This window comes from Idiomarina sp. 29L (genome assembly GCF_004123135.1).
Classification (GTDB): Bacteria; Pseudomonadota; Gammaproteobacteria; order Enterobacterales; family Alteromonadaceae; genus Idiomarina.
Genome location: NZ_SDJS01000002.1, coordinates 282,580 through 304,983 on the forward strand (window position 1 = coordinate 282,580; position 22,404 = coordinate 304,983).

At 47.3% G+C, this 22,404-nt stretch carries 20 protein-coding genes; 9 read left to right on the forward strand and 11 right to left on the reverse strand.

Annotated features, from left to right (window positions below):
- Window positions 1-2: 2 nt before the first annotated feature.
- From EST55_RS04975 to ampD, 7 genes are all read right to left on the reverse strand, one after another.
- Window positions 3-2,072, reverse strand: coding sequence for a M13 family metallopeptidase (locus EST55_RS04975; protein ID WP_129496714.1), 2,070 nt, complete (start codon window positions 2,070-2,072; stop codon window positions 3-5).
- A gap of 133 nt (window positions 2,073-2,205) precedes the next feature.
- Window positions 2,206-3,633: a dihydrolipoyl dehydrogenase gene (lpdA, locus tag EST55_RS04980; protein ID WP_058576822.1), complete on the reverse strand. Its 1,428-nt coding sequence runs from the start codon at window positions 3,631-3,633 to the stop codon at window positions 2,206-2,208.
- A 111-nt stretch (window positions 3,634-3,744) separates the two neighbouring features.
- Window positions 3,745-5,502, reverse strand: coding sequence for a dihydrolipoyllysine-residue acetyltransferase (gene aceF, locus EST55_RS04985; protein WP_129496715.1), 1,758 nt, complete (start codon window positions 5,500-5,502; stop codon window positions 3,745-3,747).
- A gap of 12 nt (window positions 5,503-5,514) precedes the next feature.
- Window positions 5,515-8,187, reverse strand: coding sequence for a pyruvate dehydrogenase (acetyl-transferring), homodimeric type (gene aceE / locus EST55_RS04990; protein WP_088768871.1), 2,673 nt, complete (start codon window positions 8,185-8,187; stop codon window positions 5,515-5,517).
- A 25-nt stretch (window positions 8,188-8,212) separates the two neighbouring features.
- Complete coding sequence (gene pdhR, locus EST55_RS04995; RefSeq protein WP_100690790.1) at window positions 8,213-8,959, reverse strand: pyruvate dehydrogenase complex transcriptional repressor PdhR; 747 nt, start codon at window positions 8,957-8,959, stop codon at window positions 8,213-8,215.
- Between the two features lie 86 nt (window positions 8,960-9,045).
- Entirely contained in the window at window positions 9,046-9,882 is an 837-nt protein-coding gene (gene ampE, locus EST55_RS05000; RefSeq protein ID WP_129496716.1) for a beta-lactamase regulator AmpE, read from the reverse strand.
- Window positions 9,883-9,894: 12 nt separating this feature from the next.
- Window positions 9,895-10,443 carry a 1,6-anhydro-N-acetylmuramyl-L-alanine amidase AmpD gene (ampD, locus tag EST55_RS05005; protein ID WP_129497003.1) on the reverse strand — a complete coding sequence of 183 codons (549 nt, stop codon included), beginning with the start codon at window positions 10,441-10,443 and terminating at the stop codon, window positions 9,895-9,897.
- 66 nt (window positions 10,444-10,509) lie between these two features.
- On the opposite strand from ampD, the gene nadC reads away from it, so the two are divergent.
- The 8 genes from nadC (at window position 10,510) to yacG (ending at window position 16,844) form a co-directional block, all read left to right on the forward strand.
- Window positions 10,510-11,367 carry a carboxylating nicotinate-nucleotide diphosphorylase gene (nadC, locus tag EST55_RS05010; RefSeq protein ID WP_100690792.1) on the forward strand — a complete coding sequence of 286 codons (858 nt, stop codon included), beginning with the start codon at window positions 10,510-10,512 and terminating at the stop codon, window positions 11,365-11,367.
- A gap of 86 nt (window positions 11,368-11,453) precedes the next feature.
- Window positions 11,454-11,912 (forward strand): prepilin-type N-terminal cleavage/methylation domain-containing protein, encoded by a 459-nt coding sequence (locus tag EST55_RS05015; protein ID WP_100690793.1) that lies wholly within the window; start codon window positions 11,454-11,456, stop codon window positions 11,910-11,912.
- Window positions 11,912-13,192 (forward strand): GspE/PulE family protein, encoded by a 1,281-nt coding sequence (locus EST55_RS05020; protein ID WP_129496717.1) that lies wholly within the window; start codon window positions 11,912-11,914, stop codon window positions 13,190-13,192. The genes EST55_RS05015 and EST55_RS05020 overlap by 1 nt, the downstream gene beginning before the upstream one ends.
- Complete coding sequence (locus tag EST55_RS05025; RefSeq protein ID WP_129496718.1) at window positions 13,185-14,357, forward strand: type II secretion system F family protein; 1,173 nt, start codon at window positions 13,185-13,187, stop codon at window positions 14,355-14,357. The genes EST55_RS05020 and EST55_RS05025 overlap by 8 nt, the downstream gene beginning before the upstream one ends.
- 19 nt (window positions 14,358-14,376) lie before the next feature.
- Window positions 14,377-15,240 (forward strand): A24 family peptidase, encoded by an 864-nt coding sequence (locus tag EST55_RS05030; protein ID WP_129496719.1) that lies wholly within the window; start codon window positions 14,377-14,379, stop codon window positions 15,238-15,240.
- Entirely contained in the window at window positions 15,240-15,848 is a 609-nt protein-coding gene (gene coaE, locus EST55_RS05035; protein WP_129496720.1) for a dephospho-CoA kinase, read from the forward strand. Before EST55_RS05030 ends, coaE begins: the two co-directional genes overlap by 1 nt.
- 40 nt (window positions 15,849-15,888) lie before the next feature.
- Window positions 15,889-16,653 (forward strand): cell division protein ZapD, encoded by a 765-nt coding sequence (gene zapD, locus EST55_RS05040; protein ID WP_129496721.1) that lies wholly within the window; start codon window positions 15,889-15,891, stop codon window positions 16,651-16,653.
- Window positions 16,650-16,844: a DNA gyrase inhibitor YacG gene (gene yacG / locus EST55_RS05045; RefSeq protein ID WP_088768882.1), complete on the forward strand. Its 195-nt coding sequence runs from the start codon at window positions 16,650-16,652 to the stop codon at window positions 16,842-16,844. The genes zapD and yacG overlap by 4 nt, the downstream gene beginning before the upstream one ends.
- 10 nt (window positions 16,845-16,854) lie before the next feature.
- Here yacG and mutT read toward each other — a convergent pair whose 3' ends face one another.
- The 3 genes from mutT to EST55_RS05060 form a co-directional block, all read right to left on the reverse strand.
- Window positions 16,855-17,271 carry an 8-oxo-dGTP diphosphatase MutT gene (gene mutT, locus EST55_RS05050; protein ID WP_088768883.1) on the reverse strand — a complete coding sequence of 139 codons (417 nt, stop codon included), beginning with the start codon at window positions 17,269-17,271 and terminating at the stop codon, window positions 16,855-16,857.
- Window positions 17,272-17,277: 6 nt separating this feature from the next.
- Window positions 17,278-19,995 (reverse strand): preprotein translocase subunit SecA, encoded by a 2,718-nt coding sequence (gene secA, locus EST55_RS05055; RefSeq protein ID WP_129496722.1) that lies wholly within the window; start codon window positions 19,993-19,995, stop codon window positions 17,278-17,280.
- Window positions 19,996-20,079: 84 nt separating this feature from the next.
- Window positions 20,080-21,006 carry a M23 family metallopeptidase gene (locus EST55_RS05060; protein WP_129496723.1) on the reverse strand — a complete coding sequence of 309 codons (927 nt, stop codon included), beginning with the start codon at window positions 21,004-21,006 and terminating at the stop codon, window positions 20,080-20,082.
- Between the two features lie 35 nt (window positions 21,007-21,041).
- On the opposite strand from EST55_RS05060, the gene EST55_RS05065 reads away from it, so the two are divergent.
- Window positions 21,042-21,482, forward strand: a complete 441-nt coding sequence (locus EST55_RS05065; protein WP_129496724.1) for a DciA family protein — start codon at window positions 21,042-21,044, stop codon at window positions 21,480-21,482.
- Here EST55_RS05065 and lpxC read toward each other — a convergent pair whose 3' ends face one another.
- Window positions 21,483-22,403, reverse strand: coding sequence for a UDP-3-O-acyl-N-acetylglucosamine deacetylase (gene lpxC / locus EST55_RS05070; RefSeq protein WP_053953032.1), 921 nt, complete (start codon window positions 22,401-22,403; stop codon window positions 21,483-21,485).
- Window position 22,404 lies beyond the last annotated feature (1 nt).

Genomic DNA, 22,404 nt, shown 5'->3' on the forward strand with positions numbered 1-22,404 from the left:
CATTACCAAATAGTAACACGATTTTCTGGTGCTACGTACAGTTCGTCACCTTCTTTCACGTCGAACGCTTCGTAAAACGCCGGTACGTTAACAACCGTGCCGTTAACACGATATTCAGCCGGCGAATGAGGGTCACTCATGACTTGTTGACGAATCGCATCTTCACGGTACTTACCGCGCCATACTTGTGCCCAGCCAATGAACACACGCTGGCTACCAGTAAAGCCGTCCAGTACGGGCGCTTGTTCACCCTCCAGTGACATTTTATACGCTTCATAAGCGATAGTCAGACCGGCTAAGTCACCAATGTTTTCGCCCAGTGTCAGGTCGCCATTCACTTTCAAGCCTTCGATAGGTTCATATTGGCTAAACTGTTCAGACAGCTTTTGACCACGCTCATCGAACGCTTCACGATCGGCCTCAGTCCACCAGCTTTGCAGGTTGCCGTCACCATCGTATTTAGAGCCCTGATCATCAAAACCATGACCCATTTCGTGACCGATAACCGCACCAATGCCACCGTAGTTCACTGCCATTTCTGCATCCATATCAAAGAACGGAGGCTGTAAAATACCCGCAGGGAATACGATTTCATTACGCACAGGACTATAATAAGCATTGACCGTTTGCGGTGTCATGCCCCAGTCTTCTTCATCTACCGGACCACCAATTTTGGCAATCTCTTCCTGGTAGTTAAACTCGGCGTATGCTTTGTAATTGCTCACTAAGTCCGTTGCTGAAATTTCCAGCTCGCTGTAGTCACGCCATTCATTCGGGTAGCCGACTTTCGGATCAAATTTGGCAAGTTTCTCTAGCGCTTTCTCTTTCGTTTCTTCCGTCATCCACTCAAGGTTTTTGATGGACTCACCATAAGCTTCACGAAGGTTCTCGATAAGACCTTCCATTTTTTCCTTCGCTTCAGGCGGGAAGTACTCTTTTACGTAAACCTGGCCTAACACTTCGCCCAGCACGCTGTTCGTTGCGTCCACTGCGCGCTTCCAACGTGGCTCTTGTTCCGGGGTGCCACGTAAAACAGTGCCATAGAAATCAAAACGGCGCTGACCAATTTCTTCGCTCAGAGCCGATGCATATTCATTGACGACACGCAGGCTCAAATAGTCCTGCCAGGTTTGTAAGTCTACGTCAGCAAATAGGTTACCGAAATCTTCGAAGAACGACGGCTGACGAATGACCATTTCTTCAACGTGTGACAGTTCAGACGTTTCTATGAAACGTTTGAAGTCAAAGTTTGAGAACATACCAGCGACTTCATCAGCGGTTTTCTTGTTGTAGGTTTTATCCGCATTACGGCTTTCTACACGGCTCCACTGAACTTCAGCAAGCTTGGTTTCCAAGTCCAGAATGCGCTCGGCAGCCTCATCGGTATTTTCCAAACCAACCATTGCCAGAATGTCAGTAATGTAACTAACGTACTCTGCGCGAATCTCTTCAAACTTTTCTTCATCTTTTAGGTAGTAGTCACGGTCGGGCAAGCCAAGACCCGCTTGGTACATATACATGGCGTTAGTTTGCGGATCTTTCGCATCAGGATAGACGTAAAAACCGAACGGAATTGAAACGCCACTACGGAACATACGCGCCATGTGTTCAGCAACCGCTTCATGACTGTCTAACGCCTGAATGGCTTCAAGATCATTAGCAATTGGTTTAGCGCCAAGTTCATTCAGGGTTTCCGTGTCCATGTAAGCATTGAAAAAGTCCCCAATTTTACGCTCAGGAGTACCCGGCTCCGGGTTTGCCGCTGCGGCGCCTTCTATAATGTCACGCAAGCGTTTCTGATTCAGTTCACGCAAATCGTAGAATGCACCAATAGAAGAACGGTCCGACGGTATTTCTGTTTTCTCAATCCAGCTACCGTTGACGTAGCGGAACAAATCATTTTGTGGTTTTACGCTGTGGTCGAAATTTTCAAGAATAACGCCCGACGTCAGTTGCTGTTGGGTTTCTTCTGCTTGTTGAGACTGCTGGTTATTTTGCTCTTGCTGCGGTGAGCAAGCGCCCAGAGTCAATGCCATAGATACGCCTAGCGCTACAGCGGTCAATTTTTTCATTGGTCGTCACCTTTTTATAGTGTTCGTTATTTTAGCCCCATTAAACTAGCGCATTGTGAAATTTAGCGCAAAAAAAACGGCCACATTCGCGTTGAATGTAGCCGTTTTGCCGATGATTTATCGTAACAAAATGTTACTTCTTCTTTTTCGCCTTAGGGTTCGGCATATCGGTAATTGACCCTTCCTGAATTTCTGCGGCTAAGCCAACAGACTCATGCAAGGTTGGGTGAGCGTGAACCGTCAACGCGATGTCTTCTGCATCACAGCCCATTTCAATGGCTAAGCAAACTTCGCCCAACAACTCACCAGCGTTGCTACCACACATAGCACCGCCAATAATACGGTTGTTCTTATCAAAGATAAGTTTCGTCATACCCTGTTGTGCATTTGAAGCGATAGCCCGGCCTGATGCAGACCATGGGAAAGTCACAACATCATATTCAATGCCTTGCTCTTTCGCTTCTTTCTCAGTGACACCAGCCCATGCAACTTCTGGGTCTGTGTACATGATAGAAGGGATAACTTTTGGTTCGAAGAAGTGCTTCTTACCAGAGATAACTTCTGCCGCAACGTGAGACTCATGTACCGCTTTATGCGCCAGCATTGGTTGACCAACGATATCGCCAATCGCGAAGATGTGATCAACGTTAGTACGCATTTGGCTGTCCACTTTAATAAAGCCACGGTCATCAACGTTAACACCCGCTTTGTCCGCATCCAGCTTATTACCATTTGGCGCACGGCCAACAGCAACCAATACGGCGTCATATTTAACGGGCTCTTTCGGCGCTTTATCACCTTCAAAAGTCACGTAAACGCCGTCTTTCTTCGCTTCAACGTTCGTTGCTTTAGTGCTCAGCATGACATTTTCGAACTTGCCTTTCATTTGCTTGTTGAAGTTCTTAATAATGTCTTTGTCTGCTGGTGGCACAAGCTGATCAGTCATTTCTACAACATCAACTTTAGACCCTAAAGCGCTGTATACCGTACCCATTTCCAGAGCAATGATACCGCCGCCTAACAGCAACATTTTCTCAGGAACTTCTTTAAGCTCCAATGCGTCGGTAGAGTCCCAGATGCGCTCGTCATCATGAGGAATAAACGGCAGTTTAATGGCTTGAGAACCCGCTGCGATAATCGCGTTATCGAATTCAATTTCAGTAGCGCCGTCATCACCTTCCACTTTCAAGGTGTTGCTACCGGTAAACTTACCTAAGCCATTAACCACTTTTACTTTACGCATCTTAGACATTTGTCCAAGACCGCCCGTTAATTGACCCACCACTTTCTCTTTGTGTTTACGGATTTTATCCAGGTCGATTTTAGGCTTACCGAAGTCTATGCCTTCGTCAGCCAAGTGCTTTGCATCTTCAATGTGCTTAGCTAAGTGCAATAGTGCTTTTGATGGAATACAGCCAACGTTCAGGCAAACACCACCCAAAGTGTTGTAACGTTCAACCAGAACTACATCCATACCCAGGTCAGCAGCACGGAAAGCAGCGGAATAGCCGCCCGGTCCTGCACCCAACACTACTACTTGCGTTTTAATTTTGTCGCTCATGTTAACCCCTTCTTTGTCACGGCCGGTTGAGCCACCAGCCGAGGTCAATCAACGCTAAATGTGGCGCTATTGTAGCGCGAATTAATTCGTATTTCCTGCCCAAATTGGTGCTTAAAGCACCAATTTCCGGATATCTCCCAGTACACCGCTTAAGTAAGCTGTAAAGCGAGCAGCCTCAGCACCATCAATAACACGGTGATCGTAAGACAATGACAACGGTAAGGTTAAGCGAGGCTCAAACTCTTTACCATTCCACTTAGGTTTCATTTCGTTTCTTGAAACCCCGAGGATAGCCACATCGGGCGCGTTCACAATAGGCGTAAACGCTGTACCACCAATGCCGCCAAGACTGGAAATTGAGAAGCAGCCCCCCTGCATATCAGCAGCTTTCAACTTACCGTCACGGGCTTTCGAGCTAATTTCTACCAATTCTTCAGACAGTTCGTAAATACCTTTCTTGTCAACGTCACGAATAACTGGAACCACCAAGCCGTTTGGCGTATCTACCGCGATACCAATGTGTACATATTTTTTCATGTACAGTGACTCGCCAGACTCTGAGAGAGACGAGTTAAAGGTTGGGAATTCACGCAATGCTTTAGCACAAGCTTTCATGATGAACACCAATGGGGTGATCTTGAAGCCTAAGTCCTGTTTCTTCGCCACTTCATTTTCTGATTTCCGGAATTTTTCCAGCTCGGTGATATCCGCTTCGTCAAATTGCGTGACATGCGGAATCGTCACCCAGTTGCGGTGCAGATTTGGTCCAGACTTACGCTGAATGCGTGACAGTTGCACCTCTTCCACTTCACCAAACTTGCTGAAGTCGACCTTCGGTGGGTCGATAACCTGCAGTCCGCCACCGCCTTGTCCGGTTGCACCAGCAACCGCTTTCGGACGAGACAGTTCGTATTTAACGAAATCCTGCACGTCTTCTTTCAGGATACGGTTTTTAGGACCCGATCCTTTGACTTGTGACAAATCGACACCAAATTCGCGAGCCACACGACGCACAGCAGGCGATGCATGCAATACGCCTTCTTTACGATCGCTACGTTGGCTTGGGTGATCAGGCACCGGCGGCTGACGTTCACCACTTGGCTTAGCACTTTTGCCACTGTCGCCTTTTGACTCCTGCTTATCAGCGTCGTCAGACTTGCTTTCTTCTTTCGGTGCCGCTTCTTTCTCTGACTCGTCACTTGAGTCATCACTATCGTCAGCGCCTTCTGATACCTTCAGCTTAGCGATCACTGAGCCTTGTGACACCTTGTCGCCAACACTAACCAGCATTTCTTCGATTTCGCCGTCTTGCGGACAAGGCACATCCATTGTCGCTTTGTCGGTTTCTAAGGTAATCAAGCCATCTTCTTCAGCGACCGAGTCACCTTTAGAAACCAAGACTTCAATGATTTCAACGTCTTCCTCGTCACCGATATCCGGTACTTCTACATCAATGACTTTACTGCCGCCAGAAGATTTTTTCTTAGGCTCAGAAGATTCTTCTTTCTCTTCTTCCTTACTATCGCCTTCCGATTCAGACGATTTTTCCTCGTCTTTATCGTCAGACTTACCGTCCTCTTCTGCCTTTTCGTCTTCCTTTTCTTCTTCGTCATCAGAAGAGCCAGAGTCGCCGGCTGCTTCAACAATAGCGAGCACATCGCCCTCGCTGATGGTGTCGCCTTCTTTGACTTTCAGCTCAACAATTTTACCGCCTGAAGACGCCGGAATATCCATTGACGCTTTGTCACTTTCAACCGTCACTATACCGTCTTCTTGTTCGACGGTATCGCCTTCACTGACGAGTATTTCAATGACTTCTACTTCTTCACCGCCCACGTCGGGGACTTTGAGTTCGATTTGATCGGCCATCTCAGTACCTCCTTATGCCAAACGTGGGTTCAGTTTGTCAGTGTCGATACCGTAGTCTTTGATAGCTTTCGCTACCACTTTCTTATCGATATCACCTTGGTCTGCCAGCTCTTTTAACGCCGCGACAACAATATACTGCGGGTCAATTTCAAAGTGCTTACGCAAGTTCGCACGGCTGTCAGAACGACCATAACCATCGGTGCCCAGTACGCGGTATGGGGTTGGTACCCAGGCGCGAACCTGATCGGCATACAACTTCACGTAGTCAGTTGCCGCAACCGCAGGACCTTTGGCTTTCTTCATCACTTGCGTAATGTAAGCTTCTTTTTCTTTCTTCTCAGGATGCAACATGTTCCAACGGTCGGTGTCTAAACCATCACGCGCCAGCTCGTTAAACGAGGTTACGCTGTATACCGTTGAGTTAATGTCGTAGTCCTCAGCAAGAATATCAGCCGCTTTACGTACCTGCTGTAAAATGGTGCCGCTACCTAAGAGCTGCACATCGCCTTTTGCTTTCTTCTTGGCTTTTACCTTATCTAGCTCGTAAATACCTTTCAGAATACCTTCTTCGACGCCTTCCGGCATTTCCGGCTGATGGTAGTTTTCGTTCATGACGGTAATGTAGTAGAACACGTTTTCCTGATCGCCAAACATGCGTTTCAGACCGTCCTGAACAATGACAGCAATTTCATAACCGTAAGTTGGGTCGTAGCTAATGCAGTTTGGCACAGTACCAAAGTGCACTAAGCTGTGTCCGTCCTGGTGCTGTAAGCCTTCACCGTTCAACGTTGTACGTCCGGCTGTACCGCCGACCAGGAATCCGCGAGTTTGGCTGTCGCCTGCTGCCCAGACTAAGTCGCCGACACGCTGGAAGCCGAACATTGAATAATAAATGTAGAACGGAATCATCGGTTCGTTGTTCAACGAGTAACTGGTACCTGCTGCCACCCATGACGCCATCGCGCCCAGTTCGTTAATACCTTCCTGAATAACCTGGCCTTTTTTATCTTCGCGATAATAGGCAACCTGGTCTTTATCCTGTGGTGTGTATTTCTGGCCATGGTGGGCATAAATACCAACCTGACGGAACAAACCTTCCATACCGAAGGTACGAGCCTCATCCGGGATAATAGGAACAATGCGCTTACCAATTTTCTTGTCTTTCAACAATGCGGTAAGAACACGAACAAACGCCATAGTTGACGAAATCTCGCGATCGCCAGAGCCTTTCAATACCGCATCAAACGCCTTCAGCGATGGCAGTTCAAGCTCAACGTCCGATTCAGGACGGCGTACTGGCATATAGCCATTCAGACTTTCACGACGCTCGTTCATGTACTTCATTTCGTCACTGTCGTCTTCAAACTTGTAGTACGGTAAGTCTTCTAACTCTTCGTCTTTAAACGGAATATTGAAACGGTCGCGCAGATGCTTAATGGCATCCATATCCATTTTCTTCACTTGGTGGGCAATGTTTTTGCCTTCACCGGCGGCGCCCATGCCGTAACCTTTAACCGTTTTCGCCAAAATAACCTGCGGGCGACCTTTGGTATTCGCAGCTTTATGATAGGCCGAATACACTTTCACCGGATCGTGACCACCGCGGTTCAAACGCCAAATGTCTTCGTCTGATAAGTTAGCAACCATCTCTTCAGTTTCAGGGTACTTACCAAAGAAGTTTTCACGGGTAAATTTACCGCCTTTGGCTTTAAAGTTCTGGTAGTCACCGTCAACGGTTTCTTCCATCAGCTGCTGCAACTTACCTTCGGTGTCGCGATACAGCAGTGGATCCCAATAACGACCCCAGATAACTTTAATCACTTCCCAGCCTGCGCCGTGGAAAGTACCTTCCAATTCCTGAATAATCTTGCCGTTACCACGTACCGGACCGTCGAGACGCTGCAAGTTACAGTTAATGACAAACGTCAGGTTATCCAACTCTTCGCGAGCGGCCAGACCAATGGCACCCAAGCTTTCCGGCTCATCGGTCTCACCGTCACCCATAAAGCAGTAAACACGTTGATTTGAGCAATCTTTGATGCCACGGTCGGTTAGATATTTCAGGAAACGGGCTAAGTAAATCGCCTGAATTGGACCCAAGCCCATTGATACGGTCGGGAATTGCCAGAAGTCAGGCATTAAATTCGGGTGTGGATACGACGGTAAGCCTTTGCCTTCGACTTCCTGACGGAAGTTATTTAGCTGCTCTTCCGTCAAACGGCCTTCTAAGAAAGCACGTCCGTATATACCCGGTGACGCGTGACCCTGAATGAATAGGAAGTCACCACCGTCTTTGTCGTTTGGCGCACGGAAGAAGTGGTTAAAGCCCACATCGTAAAGCATTGCTGATGAGGCGAAGCTGGCGATATGCCCGCCCAATTCTTCGCCCTTTTGTGAGGCGCGCAAGACCATCATAACCGCATTCCAGCGAATTGCTGAACGAATGCGCGCTTCCATTGTTTGATTACCCGGCATGGTCGGTTCCTGGCTGGCAGGAATCGTGTTTAAGTAAGCCGTCGTTGGCTTATAAGGCAGGTAGGCTCCATTTCGACGAGCCTTATCGACTAACTGCTCTAACAGGAAGTGAGCGCGCTCCGGACCTTCTGCATCCAGCACACCCTCAAGAGCATCTAACCACTCCTGAGTTTCCTGTGTGTCGACATCTTGTGTTAATTGATCACTCATAGCAATTCCTTACCTTCTTATCAATTCAGGAACGTCGCAGCGAACGCTGAATACGAGACTGTTCTTTGCCTAACTCTAACAATATCTGTTCAATATAGGTCAAATGTTGGTGACACGCATCCCGCGCTTGCTCCGGTTGTCCATCAACAATGGCGCTAACCAGCTGCTGACGGTGTTGATTCAGTTTTTCCAGTAGTTCTTTACGACCGCCAATAATGTCTAAGTTTTGGCGAATATTCTCCGCTAATAATTCCTGCATACCCTGCACAACATGCATAAGAATCACGTTGTGAGAGGCTTCGGCTATACGGTGGTAGAACTCGACCAAAGCGTCCACTTGTTCGTTGATTGGATCGCTCTGGCTTTGCATTATTCCTTTAATACTCTCCTCTATGCGTTCTAGATCGGCTTTGGTACCTCTCAGTGCCGCATAAAAAGACGAAATGCCTTCCAGTGCATGTCGAAATTCCAGTAGATCAAACTGGGACTCCGGGTGTTTGGCCAGCAACTCAAACAACGGTTGGGTCAGCTGCTCGTTGACCGTATTGATCACATAAGTACCACCGCCTTGTCGGCGTTCCACCACCCCTTTCGCTTCAAGCTTCTGAATGGCTTCACGTAAAGAGGGCCTGGACACATTAAACTGTTGCGCCAGCTGTCTTTCTGACGGCAGTTTCTGACCTGCACGCAAACGCCCATCCACAATCATCTGCTCTAAATGAGCAACGATTGTATCGGATAGCTTCGTTTGTTTAATAGGCAATTCAGACATTCCGGTAAATTGGTCAGACCAAAAGATGCGGTTATTCTAAATCATTTAGAGCAGCAGCCCAAATTTTTCTACGCTGGTACAACCAGCTATAAAATGGCGCCAAAAAGCGTTAATACCGCAATCACTGTTACCCAAAAGATTTGTTGCCTGCGCATCAGTTTAAGTTGACAGGTCGCGTGCTCCGTCTTGTCGTCCGGGTGCTGTGGCGTATCCTCTGCATTTTCTGCCACTTCAAATAACAGCTTTTTAGGCTCGCTGTAAGGCATGGTTGTTAATCGAATCCAAACCGGCAGCGCTCGTGAAAAATGGCCAACGATCAGTAAACCAAGCCCCGCTAGCCTAGCGGGAATCCAGTCAGCGAACCACAGAAGACGCGTCCAGTAACTCGTTGAATTATCGCCTGATTCGTGCCTTTTTTCTGCATCAGAAGCAACCCGGAAAGTGGCATAAACTAACGCGCCAAAGCTACCAAACAGCACGAAATAAAATAGGACGGCTAAATACTGTCGGTAGTTGATCCATATCAGAGACTGATTAATTAGCGCGTCATTGTTCAAACCTGAGTAATCTGCAAGCGCTTGCCGGTGGTGTTCACTGTCCTCGTCTTCACCACGGTTTGCGGCTTTTAAATACGCTTTATAATGAACGCGGGCGGGCTCACAGTTAATGGCCAGAAGCAGCGCGCCAATACTGACAAGAAACGTCACCAACAAGTTATTAAGTAGCAATACGAGCACACCAACAAAGAGCGCAGGCACCATCATTCGTAAAAAGCTTGCCGGAGCACTTTGCCATTTTTCATCGTTGAGCTTTGCGGCACTCCAGCGTTGCCAGCGGTTTAAGTAAAACTGCCAATGTAACGCATCCGGACTATGGTAAAGCCGCTCGATACTCAATGCGATTAGCAACGCGATGAGAACCATCTAGTGCTCCTTTTACAATTGATTCAGGTATTTTGACCAGTCAAAACCAATGCCCGGATCCGTCTTTCGACCCGGCGCGATATGCTCATGACCAACAATACGGTGCCGATTCAGTGTTGGATAGTGCTCCAACAACAACTTTGTGACCCCCACCAAGCATTCATACTGCTTGTCAGTATAGGCAGTCTTGTCCGTGCCTTCTAGCTCAATACCAATACTAAAGTCATTACAGCGCTTGCGCCCACAGTACCGGGACTGACCCGCATGCCAAGCTCGCTTATCAAAGGGCACATATTGCTCCAGCGTGCCGTCGCGGCGAATGACACAGTGCGCGGATACACGCAGCCCATGCAGTGGCGCGAAGTCGGGGGGCGCGCTGCTATCGAGCTCCCCCATAAACAAGTCTTTGACGTAAGGCGTACCGTAGTCGCCTTCAGGCAAACTAATACAGTGGATAACTAACAGGTTAATATCAACACCATTAGGACGCTCGTCAAAGTGCGGCGACGCGTGTTGTATAGCATCAGTTATTTTATGGTTTTTCAGTTGTTCGCTTTTCACAGGCTCAACAAAACGGTAAAGTTTGCCCCCTAGTATCCGTATTGTCTGTAAAAAGGTAAAGCCAATATGAGTCAGCATGAATTGCAACTCGCCATTCAGGAAGGTGTTCGTAACGCGTTGGTGGAAGATTTGTCCGAAAAAGATGCCAGTCTGGACATTACCGCACAGTTAATTAGCCCTACCAGTCACTCTAAAGCGACCATTATCACTCGTGACAAAGCGGTTGTTTGTGGTGTTGAGTGGGTTAATGAAGTGTTTAAACAACTTGGTCAGGACGTCGCTTTAACCTGGCACGTCAAGGATGGCGATGTGGTAGAACCCAATACCACACTATGTGACTTAGAAGGCCCAAGCCGCGTATTATTAACCGGCGAGCGCACCGCTCTGAACTTTTTACAGACACTGTCAGCCACAGCTACATTGACGCACCAGTACAGTCGTTTGCTGGAAGGCACCAATACGACATTGCTGGATACCCGTAAAACCCTACCCGGCATGCGACTGGCGCAAAAATTCGCGGTTCGCTGCGGTGGTGGTGCAAACCACCGAATTGGTTTGTACGACGCCTATTTAATTAAAGAGAACCATATAATGGCCTGTGGCGGCATCGAGCAAGCCGTTAACAAAGCTAAGCAGCTTAATCCCGGCAAAACGGTTGAGGTGGAAGTTGAAAACTTAGACGAGTTTGAACAGGCACTGAAAGCGAAAGCTGACATTATTATGCTGGATAACTTCAGTTTGACCGATATTGAAACAGCAGTTGCAACGAATAATAACGCGGAGCATCAAGCCAAACTGGAAGTGTCAGGCAACATTACCGATGAGCGCTTGAGTGAATTAGCGGCCACCGGCGTTGATTTTATCTCTTCAGGTGCTTTAACGAAAAACATTCAAGCCATTGACTTATCAATGAGAATTTCCTGAATTCGCCAATAGCTTACAAATAAATACATTCGACAAAATCTGCTTAATAGACGACAGTTTCCTGACTTTTTATCAGGAGCTGTCTTATGCAGGATGCAAACACTCAATACAACGGTTTTAGTCTTATAGAAATGATGGTGGTGGTCGCTATCATCGCGATATTGTCGGCCATTGCTGTGCCGTCCTATACCTATTACACCCAGCAAGCAAAAGTCACTAAGGCGATGGCGCACGCTCAGCCCTTTCAATTAGCAATAGCGCTATGTTGGCAAACGGAAGGGCAGTTATCTGACTGCGCACAGGCCGGTCAGAATGGGCTACCGAATGTCCCATCGCCATTACCAGCGGAATTGACTAGCCTCAGTATTGGCGACGACTCTCGTATTAGCCTCCAGTTAGCTTCAGTGACCATCGATGAACAGCCGTTGTCTGTTGAGCTAACACCAGTGCCCTCAAGCACCCATCTGGAATGGCGCATCAGCTGCTCTGATTACCAGCAAAGCCGAAGTGCGGTCAGTGACTGTCAGCAAGGTATTGCTCAATAATGTCTTATATTGGATCTTGCCTCACCACAGAGCTCGACTTGGCGTTGCTTACAAACGAAAATCGAACAGAAGCAACACAAAACAAGCGTTTCCTAAAGCAGCACGGATTGACACTACTCACCGAGGGTAACTCGTGGGTGCTGTTGTCACAGGATCCAGGCCATGCCCCCGTTGACTCGGTTTTATTAAGCTTGTTTAGCCACAAACACGCGCTGATTGTCAGAGGTTCCGGTTCATTTTCAGCACATAAGCCCCTTCAAGAGTCAGCTGTTGAGTACGTTGATAGTCTTTTATCCTCATGCGCAGTTGACGGTGGTTCCGACATTCACATAGAGCCTTATCAAGGCAATTACCGGGTTAGAATGCGCAACGGGGGAGAATTAGACACAAAAGATGTCCTCAGTGTCTCGTTTGCTAAACAAGTGGTAGCCCGTATTAAAGTAATGGCCGATCTCGACTTGACGGAACAACCTTTACCGCAAGATGGACGCCTTACCGTCACTCAATCATCGACTCGACAATACCTGGAATTTCGTTTGAATTGCTGCTGCGTATTGAATGGAGAAAAACTGGTTTTACGCTGCCTTAAGTCCTCTGAACACATTTTACCCTTAGCAGATACCGGATTAATGGCCTGTCAGTACCAGGGCTTTCAGCACGCACTGTCACAATCTCAAGGGCTTATCATTGTAACCGGGCCTACCGGCAGTGGGAAAACATCAACTTTATATAGCGCATTGAAGTCTATCAATATTCAGACGCTCAATGTCTGTACCGTAGAGGACCCCGTCGAGGCACCTTTAAACGGATGCACGCAGCTTATGGTAAATGAGCGCAAAGGGCTTTCGTTTGCGTCACTGTTACGAGCATTACTGAGACAAGATCCAGACGTGATTATGATTGGTGAAATTCGGGACGCGGAAACCGCCCAAATTGCGCTTCAGGCCGCACAAACCGGACACCTTGTTTTAACAACAATGCATACCAACGGTACTCTGGAAACATTGGCACGTTTGAAGTCACTTGGTGTCAATCCATTAGACATTGCCAGTGCTTTAAACCTCATTGTCAGTCAGCGCTTGCTTTCATTCAAACGGGAACACAATAACATTATGCGACACGCTATTTTTGAAATTCTTCCCTGGCAACCGCAAGCCCATGCACTACTTAAGCCCGGATCCTCCGATACTGACAAGGCCAACTATTTACAAGATTTAGGCTTGCCCAGTTTCGAACAGGCTAAAACCTACTGGGAAAATCAGGTGAACCTTAATGATTAAAACGACCGTGATGCGTTGGCGCTGGAAAAGCTCAGACAATAGCGGCCTGATACACGCGGCCAGTCAATTGCAGGCGGTAAAACGACTCTCAGACAGAGGCCTGCAACATATCACCGTTTACCATGAACATTTCATAAAAACACCGCCGCCAAGCCGCAAAGAATGGCTGCAAACAATGAGTCAGTGGCTGGAGCTGCTCGATTGCGGCTTACCGTTGCCTGAAGCATTAAAACATAGCATTCATCGTCATTCCTCTCGCTCGATGAAATGGCTGGTTAATGACTGTCAGGAAGCTATCAAGCAAGGCCATCGATTGTCCAGTGCCCTGCACCACTACTCAGACTGGCTACCGTCTTCCGATTTGAAAACCATTGAGTGGGCTGAGTCCAGTGGCCAATTGACGCAAGGGATACAAAATATACTCACGCTAAAGCAGCAACAAATGGCAATGAAGGAGCAGCTGACAAAAGCGCTTCGCTATCCGCTTATTATTGCTGCAGTAGCCTGTGCTGTCTCCCTATTGATGATGATCTGGGTACTGCCACAATTTGAAAAGCTATTCGGTAGCACAGGATTACCGGCACTCACTAAAAACGTATTAGCCATATCGGCGTTTTTTGGTCAACATGCGCTTGTGTTTATCGGAGCTCTTTGTTTGATGTACGTAATGACAAAATTGGTTCGACATTATTGTCCCGCATTCTGGCGACGGATGACGCTCAAGCTGCCAATTTATCGCCAGCTCCTCACTGGTGCTCGCGAACAACAAGTATTTTATCAGTTAGGCTTGTCCCTCGACGCCGGGATTGACGCTGTGAATACGCTACGGCTTACCACGAACAACCTCAATTGTCCGGTTTACAAAGCGCAACTCGAGCTTATTGGTTACCATCTGCAACGTGGTCTGGGATGGTCACAGGCGTTCAACCTATCGACCTTAAACTCGGCGAAGACCATGAGTTTCATTCAGGCGGCAGAGAAGTCCGGGCGGATAGCTCAAGCATTTAAGCAGCTGGGAGCTTATCAACAAAAACAACTCGAGATTTATACTGAGCGACTATCAACCTACGCACAGCCCTTGCTGATGCTCATTTTAGGCGGCATTATAGGCACTCTTTTAGTGGCAATGTACTTGCCGTTATTTTCACTGGGTGAACAATTTTAATGAAGCGGGACGCTATCAAATGACCGAATTATTCGCCGCTCAGACAACGGCTATGTTGCTCTTGTCCGTCGTATTAGGAGCTGTTATTGGCAGTTTTTTAAACGTTGTTATTCACCGTTTGCCGATTCAATTGCAGAGGCAATGGCAACAGGAGTGCGCTGAAGCAAATGGCACGCCTCACGCACAGATGGAGCCGTTTAATTTAGCTTTTCCTGCTTCACATTGTCCAACGTGCCAATCCGCTATTGCTTGGTATGACAACATTCCTCTTTTCAGTTTTCTGTTTTTAAAAGCCCGTTGCCGTCATTGTAAGACGCCCATTTCAATCAGCTACTGGTTGGTGGAAATAGTTACTGCAGTTAGTTTTGGTTTTATCGGTTGGCAATACGGTATCAGTCTACCGGCACTGTTTTACAGCGCCGTTGCCGGACTGTTGATTTGTCTTTTTGTTATCGATTTACATCACAAGTTACTGCCTGACGTACTCAACTATTCGTTGCTTTGGCTTGGGCTACTCTGGTCTCTTAGCGACCAGAGTCCTGTAATACCTGAACAGTCAATAGTTGGCGCAGTTATCGGCTACCTTGCCTTATGGTCGGTTTACTGGATCTTTAAGCTGCTCACTAAAAAGGAAGGTATGGGCTATGGCGATTTCAAGTTACTGGCTGCCTTAACCGCATTTACCGGTGCGACAGTGTTACCGGTTACCGTATTAGCCGCTTCTTTATGCGGCGCGGTAATAGGGATTGTTTATATAAAACTCAATGGCCGTGCCCAGCCGATTCCCTTTGGTCCTTTCTTAATTGGTGGTGGGCTCATTAGTTATTTCTGGGGGCACCAGCTGTTATACGCATATTGGTCCTGGCTGGGAGGGGCATCGTAATGACGTACGTTGTTGGTGTCACCGGCGGTATTGGCAGCGGAAAAACAGCGGCGACGAACGAATTCGAGCGTCTTGGTATTGTTGTCGTCGATGCCGATAAAGTTGCTCGCGAGGTTGTCGAACCTGGCTCTGATTGCCTTGAAAAAATTCGGGAGCACTTTGGCGAAGCGATGATTCAACCTGACGGAAATTTGAATCGCAAAGCACTCCGCGAAAAAGTCTTTAGTGATAACACCGAAAAGGAGTGGCTGAACAAACTACTTCACCCGGAAATTCGACAGAAAATTCTCCACCAATTGAATCACGCAAACTCTGACTACGTCATATTGTCGGCTCCTCTATTGCTAGAAAATGGTTTAGACAAGTACTGCGACCGTGTGCTGGTTATCGATGCACCAGAGTCGCTACAAGTTCAGCGAACAACTGCTCGCGACGACACCTCTGAAGAGCAGGTTGAGGCCATTTTGAACGCTCAAATGACCCGTGACCAACGCCGCCAAACAGCAGATGACATTATTCTCAACGATACAACGTTGGCAGCACTTCACTCGCAGGTTCAGGCTTTACATAAGCAGTATCTGGAAGCAGCCATTGCACACGGAGGCTAATGCGCTATTATAGGCGCATTACCCTTTACTTACTGACACTATGGCGTTCACGGATAACCAGCACATTATTTATGAATACCCGCTTCAGGAGCGTGTGCGCACTTACCTAAGACTCGAACATGGCTTTGAGCAGCTCAGCGTCAGTAAAGGCTTATTCCAACAGCAGCCGGATGCATTTTTTCAGTCGCTCTTTTCTCTCAGTGACTTACTGGAGCGCGTCGACATTCGAACGGAATTATCGAAAGATCTCGAGGCACAGCAGCAGCGACTTAAACAATGGGAACAACACCCGGAAGTTGACAGACAAGCACTGCGAGCCACCATTCAGGAAATTGATGACTGCCAGCAGTTTTTACCCGATATCCCAAAAGTGTTACGCGAAATTAAAGATGACGCGCTACTTGCCAGTATAAGACAGCGCTTCAGCCAACCGGGTATCAGTGGTCTTTTCGAGCTACCACAACTGCAGCTTTGGTTAAATCAAGACCGTAATGCTCAACAACAAGCATGTGATAGTTGGTGTAACGCCTTTAAACCTATCGAAAAAGCAGTGCAGCTAAAGCTGACGTTAATGCGTGAACAAGCCGCTTTTTCTCCCCTGACACTCACCAGCGGCTTTATGCAGGAGAGCTCAGAACAGCCTCTTGCGATGCTAAGAATTAAAGTACCTAAAGAGGCTTCTATTTATCCGGTTATTAGTGGGCATCGGCAACGCTTTACGGTAAGATTCATGCCCTTGCCGGGTGCCGGTTCCAATCAATCAATTCAATCTGTTCAATTTGAAATAGCCAGGTGTGCGCAATGAGTTTAACGGTCAACTGCCCAACATGTGAAACCGAAGTCGAGTGGAAAGAGACCTCAGAATTTCGTCCGTTTTGCAGCGAACGCTGTAAGCTGATTGACTTAGGCGAATGGGCTAACGAAGAAAAGAGTATTCCGGGAGAGCCTGCCCCTGTCGCCAACGATGACTACATTAACGAAGGCGACGGCTTCTGAAGCCGTCTATTTAATACGCATTCATCGACTGCATGATACAGTCCACAATGGGTTGGTTTGCATCAGGGAACTGAAAGGCATCTAACTGGTTTTTATCAACCCAGCACCACTTTTGCCCCTCCAGTTGAGTGGCTTCGCCATCGTAAGACAGTATCCACCAAACATCTAATAATACCCGCTTATCGGAATATTGATGTTCGATAACCGTCAACGGAGCCATATCGGTCACATCAATACCGCATTCTTCTTTAAGCTCTCTGACTAACGCTTCCTGAACGCTTTCGTCTGACTCCACTTTACCGCCGGGAAATTCCCACTTACCGCCCTGATGCTGCTCCGGTAGACGTTGTGCAATAAAGATTTCGCCATTCGAATTTTCTATAACTCCCACCGCGACATGCACAGCGGGAGATTTTTGGGTGGTCATATTAACCTACAGTTTACCGTGACAATGTTTGTACTTTTTACCTGAGCCACAAGGACAAGGCTCGTTTCGCCCCACCTTTTGTTCATTGCGGGCCGGTTGCTGAGACTGTCCTTGTTGGCGGGGTTGCTCACCTTGAGTTGCAGGCTTTGTCTGCTCGTGTTTAAACTCTCGCGGAGCACTATCAGCGGCTTTACGCTGTTCATCAACCGCATCAACATCTTCCTGAGCACGCACTTTCACACGACTTAGAATAGTCACCACATCCAGCTTCAAGTTCTCAAGCATTTCACTGAATAACTCGAACGCTTCACGCTTATATTCCTGCTTAGGGTTTTTCTGTGCATAACCACGCAAGTGGATGCCCTGGCGTAAATGATCCATCGCGGCCAAGTGCTCTTTCCAGTGCTGATCAAGGCTTTGCAACATAATCGATTTTTCAAAGCGACGCAGAACTTCAGGGCCGACCAAGTCTTCTTTTTCCTGATACGTCTTAACAAGCTCTTCCAATACCCGCTCACGCAACACTTCTTCATGGAAGTGCTCTTCTTCTTCCAGCCACTGCTGTAGCGGTAACTCTACTTGGAAATCAGCACGTAAACGTTCTTCCAACGACTTCAAGTCCCATAACTCAGCCAATGACTGTGGTGGCACGTATTCATCAATAACCGCATTGACCACATCTTCACGGATGACAGTAATGGTTTCTGAAATATCGCCTTCATCAAGCAGTTCATTGCGCTGCTCATAAACAACTGAACGCTGGTCGTTGGCAACATCATCATACTCAAGTAATTGCTTACGAATATCGAAGTTGCGACCTTCCACTTTACGCTGTGCGTTCTCAATAGCACGAGTTACCCAAGGGTGCTCAATCGCTTCCCCTTCTTTCATACCCAAGCGCTTCATCATGGTACCAATGCGATCAGAGGCAAAGATACGCATCAGTGGATCTTCTAATGACAGATAAAAGCGTGAGGAGCCAGGGTCACCTTGACGACCGGCACGACCACGCAGCTGATTATCAATACGACGAGATTCATGGCGCTCAGTACCAATAATATGCAAGCCACCAGCTTCTATAACTTCGTCGTGGACTTTCTGCCATTCTGCTTTAATGGAGTCAATTTTATCGTTCGATGGCTCTTCAAGCTTCTCAACGTCAACCATCCAGTTACCGCCCAAGACGATATCGGTACCACGACCGGCCATGTTAGTGGCTATCGTTACGGCACCAGGGCGACCCGCCTGAGCAATAATGTCGGCTTCTTGTGCGTGGAATTTCGCATTCAGTACCGCATGTGGAATTTTCTTTTTCTTTAAAAGGCGTGACAACAGCTCGGAGTTCTCAATAGATACCGTACCGACCAGCACGGGCCGTTTCTGTTTACGACATTCTTCAATGTCTTCCGCAATCGCTTCGTACTTTTCTTGAGCAGTCAGATAGATAAGATCCGCTCGGTCATCACGTACCATTGGCTTGTTTGTTGGAATAACAACGGTTTCAAGTCCGTATATCGACTGAAACTCAAAGGCTTCCGTATCTGCGGTACCTGTCATACCCGCCAATTTGTCATACAGACGGAAATAATTCTGGAAAGTAATGGAGGCAAGTGTTTGGTTTTCGTTCTGGATGGGTACGCCTTCTTTGGCTTCTACGGCTTGGTGCAGACCTTCAGACCAACGACGCCCTTCCATTGTACGACCAGTATGTTCATCAACGATAATAATCTGGTCGTCTTTAACAATGTAGTCGACATCTTTTTGAAATAAATGATGCGCTCTTAACGCCGCATTAATATGATGTAACAGGCTGATATTAGCGGCTGAATACAAAGAGTCATCTTCAGCCAACATGCCTTTTTCTTTTAGCAATGACTCTATATGTTCTTGGCCATTTTCGGTCAAATGAAGCTGCTTAGCCTTTTCATCAATAGTGAAGTGACCGTCGCCCTTCTCTTCTTCCGTATCTTCTTTTTCCTGACGCACTAAGTGTGGTACCAGTTCATTCATCTTGCGGTACATTTCAGAACTGTCTTCCGCAGGTCCCGAAATAATCAGCGGTGTTCTGGCTTCATCAATGAGAATTGAGTCAACCTCATCGACCAACGCGTAGTAAAGCTCACGTTGCACACGATCCTGCGGCGAAAACGCCATGTTGTCGCGCAAATAGTCAAAGCCAAATTCGTTATTCGTACCGTAAGTAATATCCGCCTGATACGCCGCTTTTTTGTCTTCCGGGTTCATGCCTGGAATATTGAAAGCGACACTCAGACCTAAAAATTCAAATAAAGGACGGTTGAATTCGGCGTCACGCTTAGCCAGATAATCGTTCACCGTAATAATGTGTACGCCTTTGCCCGGTAGCGCATTCAAATAGGCTGTGAGGGTCGCGGTTAAGGTTTTACCCTCACCAGTTTTCATTTCCGCAATACGGTTTTCGTTCAAAACCATACCACCAATCAGCTGCACGTCGAAATGACGCATTTTAAATACGCGCTTACTGGCTTCGCGAACCGTTGCAAACGCTTCAGCTAGTAATTTATCGAGCTTTTCGCCTTCGTTAAGGCGCTTACGAAACTCAGCGGTCTTTTCTTTTAATTCGGCATCACTTAATGCTTCAAATTCGGGTTCCAACGCATTTATCCGATCAACATCTTTTTGCATGGTTTTGAGGATGCGATCGTTGCGACTTCCAAAAACTTTTCGAAACAGACTGCCTAGCATGAGTTTGATATATCCTGTGTTACTTTTAACAACAAAAGCGGTACCCAGTACCGCTTGCGTGTATTCTCTTAATGTTCAAATGTATTAATCGGCTTTTCGGTACACAAATTGGTTTGGATCAATCTGCTTACCATTACGTAAAACTTCGTAATGCACATGAGGCCCAGTTGAACGACCACTGCTCCCCATTTCCGCTATTTGCTGACCGCGTGTAACAACGTCGCCGACGTTCACTAATATCTCGTGGTTGTGCCCATAACGGGTTTTCAAACCACCACCATGGTCAATTTCAACCAGCTGACCATAACCGTACCTATCTCCCGCCCAAGTGACGACACCGGCCCCGGTAGCAACCACTTGCACGTCTTCGTTATAACTCGCAAAGTCCAGACCCTTATGCATGGCTGGCGTGCCGTTGAAGGGATCTTTACGAATACCGTATTGCGAAGACAACCAACCATCTGAGATTGGACGTCCGGCAATGTAAGCATCGTTATTAAGTTGGTGATTCATCATCACAGATTCAAGGAGAGATAACTGTTTTTGTTTGTCCGATATCTTTGACAACATGTCTTCAATATCAGTGAGTACGTCAGTCCCGGTAGCCTGTGGTAACTCAGCCACTTCTATTTCAGGTCCGCCAATCGGCATTTCCTGCTGGAAATTGAACTCGCCATTATCAAGATTGGCAACGCCTGCTAAGCGTTCACCTAAGGCATCTAAACGGCGCATTTGAGCACGTAACTCGCCTAAATAAACCTTCATTGCGCCCAATTGCTTTTGGGTATCTTCTCTTAAGGCTTTTACGGTTTTTTGCTGAAGAATAAGGTTCTTTTGCTCTTTGGTAATTTGCGCTTGCGCAAACTCGGGGTCAACCCCGCGGTATTCCCATGGCTGCCACGTGACAAGCCCAATAAACGCAGCAACACCGGCGAAAGACAACATCCGTCTACGACTTAATTTAACGCGAAAACGAATTTTGGAGCCTCGATAAAAGACTGATAAACTCATCTGAACTCTCTTATTATTTGTTGACTACACCACTTATGTCCCGACAACCGAAAACGCCATCTGAATTGCTACGTACTGGCCAGCAACCTATGGCTGAAACGTTGCGACATTATGCACAGTTTGCCGCTCAACTCTCTCAATGGCAACAGTTGTTTAAAAACTGCGTGGACAAAGCAACCGCTCAACATTGTCAGCTTGTGAATATTCGCGATGGCGAGCTTATTATAAAGGCTGGCAGCGGCAGCTGGTCAACAAAACTTAAATTCCAACAAGCGGCCATTATAACGTATTTTCAAAACAATGCGACGGTGCCGGTCAACAAGCTGAGCGTGAAAGTGTCACCGAATGTAAACACCACAAATGACAACGCACAAAGGCTAAGGAATATGGCGGAGGGTTGCAGCGAGCCGCTGCGACTTCAGTTAGAAGCATTAGCGGCGAAGTTTGATAACGACGCCGCCAACAATAAAGGCTAATTAAGCCGTAGTATTAGCTGGTGACCAAAATGCGATAGGCTCTTTTGCCTGCTCATCTTCAAAGGTCACGAACTCCCAGGCAGACTCAGTTTCCAATACCGCCTGAAGTAATTGGTTATTTAACGCATGGCCTGACTTGTATGCACGCAGGTGGCCCAAAATGCTATGACCGCCCATGTAGAGATCGCCCACAGCGTCCAGCATTTTGTGTTTCACAAACTCGTCGTCATAACGCAGGCCGTCATTATTTAACACGCGGAAGTCATCCAAAACCACAGCGTTATCAAAACTGCCACCAAGTGCCAGGTTATTTTTTCGCAAGTACTCAATGTCTTTCATAAAGCCAAAGGTACGCGCACGGCTAATGTCTTTAATGAAGGCATTAGCACTGAAGTCCATGCTGACAGTTTGCCCTGTGTCTGCGATAGCCGGATGGTCAAAGTCGATAGCAAAGTCGATACGGAAACCATCGTGGGGTAGCAGTTCCGCCCACTTGTCACCGTCTTCAACACGCACCGGCTCTTTGATTCGGATAAACTTCTTCGCTGCTGACTGCTCTTCAATGCCCGCACTTTGTAGCAGGTAAACAAACGGGTGAGAGCTACCGTCCATAATTGGAATTTCATGCGAGTCGACTTCGATAATAGCATTATCAATGCCAACCCCGGCAAGCGCAGCGAGTAAGTGTTCGACAGTCGATATGCGAATGTTTTCTTCATTAATTAAACACGTACAAAGCTGCGTATCACGAACCCAGTCAGCACGCGCAGGAATATCCACTGCCGGCTCTAAGTCAGTACGGCGAAAGATCAACCCAGTATTAGCCGGCGCCGGACGCAAAGTTAAATTCACTTTGTTGCCCTTGTGCAAGCCAATCCCTGTCGCTGATATCGCTTGTTGCAATGTACGTTGCTTAATCATG

What these genes read in the sequence shown, in the direction of transcription:
- EST55_RS05065 (WP_129496724.1), top strand. Translation starts at nt 21,042, where the DNA reads ATGTCCCGACAACCGAAAACGCCATCTGAATTGCTACGTACTGGCCAG.
- lpxC (WP_053953032.1), bottom strand. Translation starts at nt 22,403, where the DNA reads ATGATTAAGCAACGTACATTGCAACAAGCGATATCAGCGACAGGGATT.
- EST55_RS05030 (WP_129496719.1), top strand. Translation starts at nt 14,377, where the DNA reads ATGACCGAATTATTCGCCGCTCAGACAACGGCTATGTTGCTCTTGTCC.
- EST55_RS04975 (WP_129496714.1), bottom strand. Translation starts at nt 2,072, where the DNA reads ATGAAAAAATTGACCGCTGTAGCGCTAGGCGTATCTATGGCATTGACT.
- EST55_RS05015 (WP_100690793.1), top strand. Translation starts at nt 11,454, where the DNA reads ATGCAGGATGCAAACACTCAATACAACGGTTTTAGTCTTATAGAAATG.
- yacG (WP_088768882.1), top strand. Translation starts at nt 16,650, where the DNA reads ATGAGTTTAACGGTCAACTGCCCAACATGTGAAACCGAAGTCGAGTGG.
- ampE (WP_129496716.1), bottom strand. Translation starts at nt 9,882, where the DNA reads ATGGTTCTCATCGCGTTGCTAATCGCATTGAGTATCGAGCGGCTTTAC.
- mutT (WP_088768883.1), bottom strand. Translation starts at nt 17,271, where the DNA reads ATGACCACCCAAAAATCTCCCGCTGTGCATGTCGCGGTGGGAGTTATA.
- secA (WP_129496722.1), bottom strand. Translation starts at nt 19,995, where the DNA reads ATGCTAGGCAGTCTGTTTCGAAAAGTTTTTGGAAGTCGCAACGATCGC.
- pdhR (WP_100690790.1), bottom strand. Translation starts at nt 8,959, where the DNA reads ATGTCTGAATTGCCTATTAAACAAACGAAGCTATCCGATACAATCGTT.
- nadC (WP_100690792.1), top strand. Translation starts at nt 10,510, where the DNA reads ATGAGTCAGCATGAATTGCAACTCGCCATTCAGGAAGGTGTTCGTAAC.
- lpdA (WP_058576822.1), bottom strand. Translation starts at nt 3,633, where the DNA reads ATGAGCGACAAAATTAAAACGCAAGTAGTAGTGTTGGGTGCAGGACCG.
- zapD (WP_129496721.1), top strand. Translation starts at nt 15,889, where the DNA reads ATGGCGTTCACGGATAACCAGCACATTATTTATGAATACCCGCTTCAG.
- coaE (WP_129496720.1), top strand. Translation starts at nt 15,240, where the DNA reads ATGACGTACGTTGTTGGTGTCACCGGCGGTATTGGCAGCGGAAAAACA.
- aceE (WP_088768871.1), bottom strand. Translation starts at nt 8,187, where the DNA reads ATGAGTGATCAATTAACACAAGATGTCGACACACAGGAAACTCAGGAG.
- EST55_RS05025 (WP_129496718.1), top strand. Translation starts at nt 13,185, where the DNA reads ATGATTAAAACGACCGTGATGCGTTGGCGCTGGAAAAGCTCAGACAAT.
- EST55_RS05020 (WP_129496717.1), top strand. Translation starts at nt 11,912, where the DNA reads ATGTCTTATATTGGATCTTGCCTCACCACAGAGCTCGACTTGGCGTTG.
- EST55_RS05060 (WP_129496723.1), bottom strand. Translation starts at nt 21,006, where the DNA reads ATGAGTTTATCAGTCTTTTATCGAGGCTCCAAAATTCGTTTTCGCGTT.
- aceF (WP_129496715.1), bottom strand. Translation starts at nt 5,502, where the DNA reads ATGGCCGATCAAATCGAACTCAAAGTCCCCGACGTGGGCGGTGAAGAA.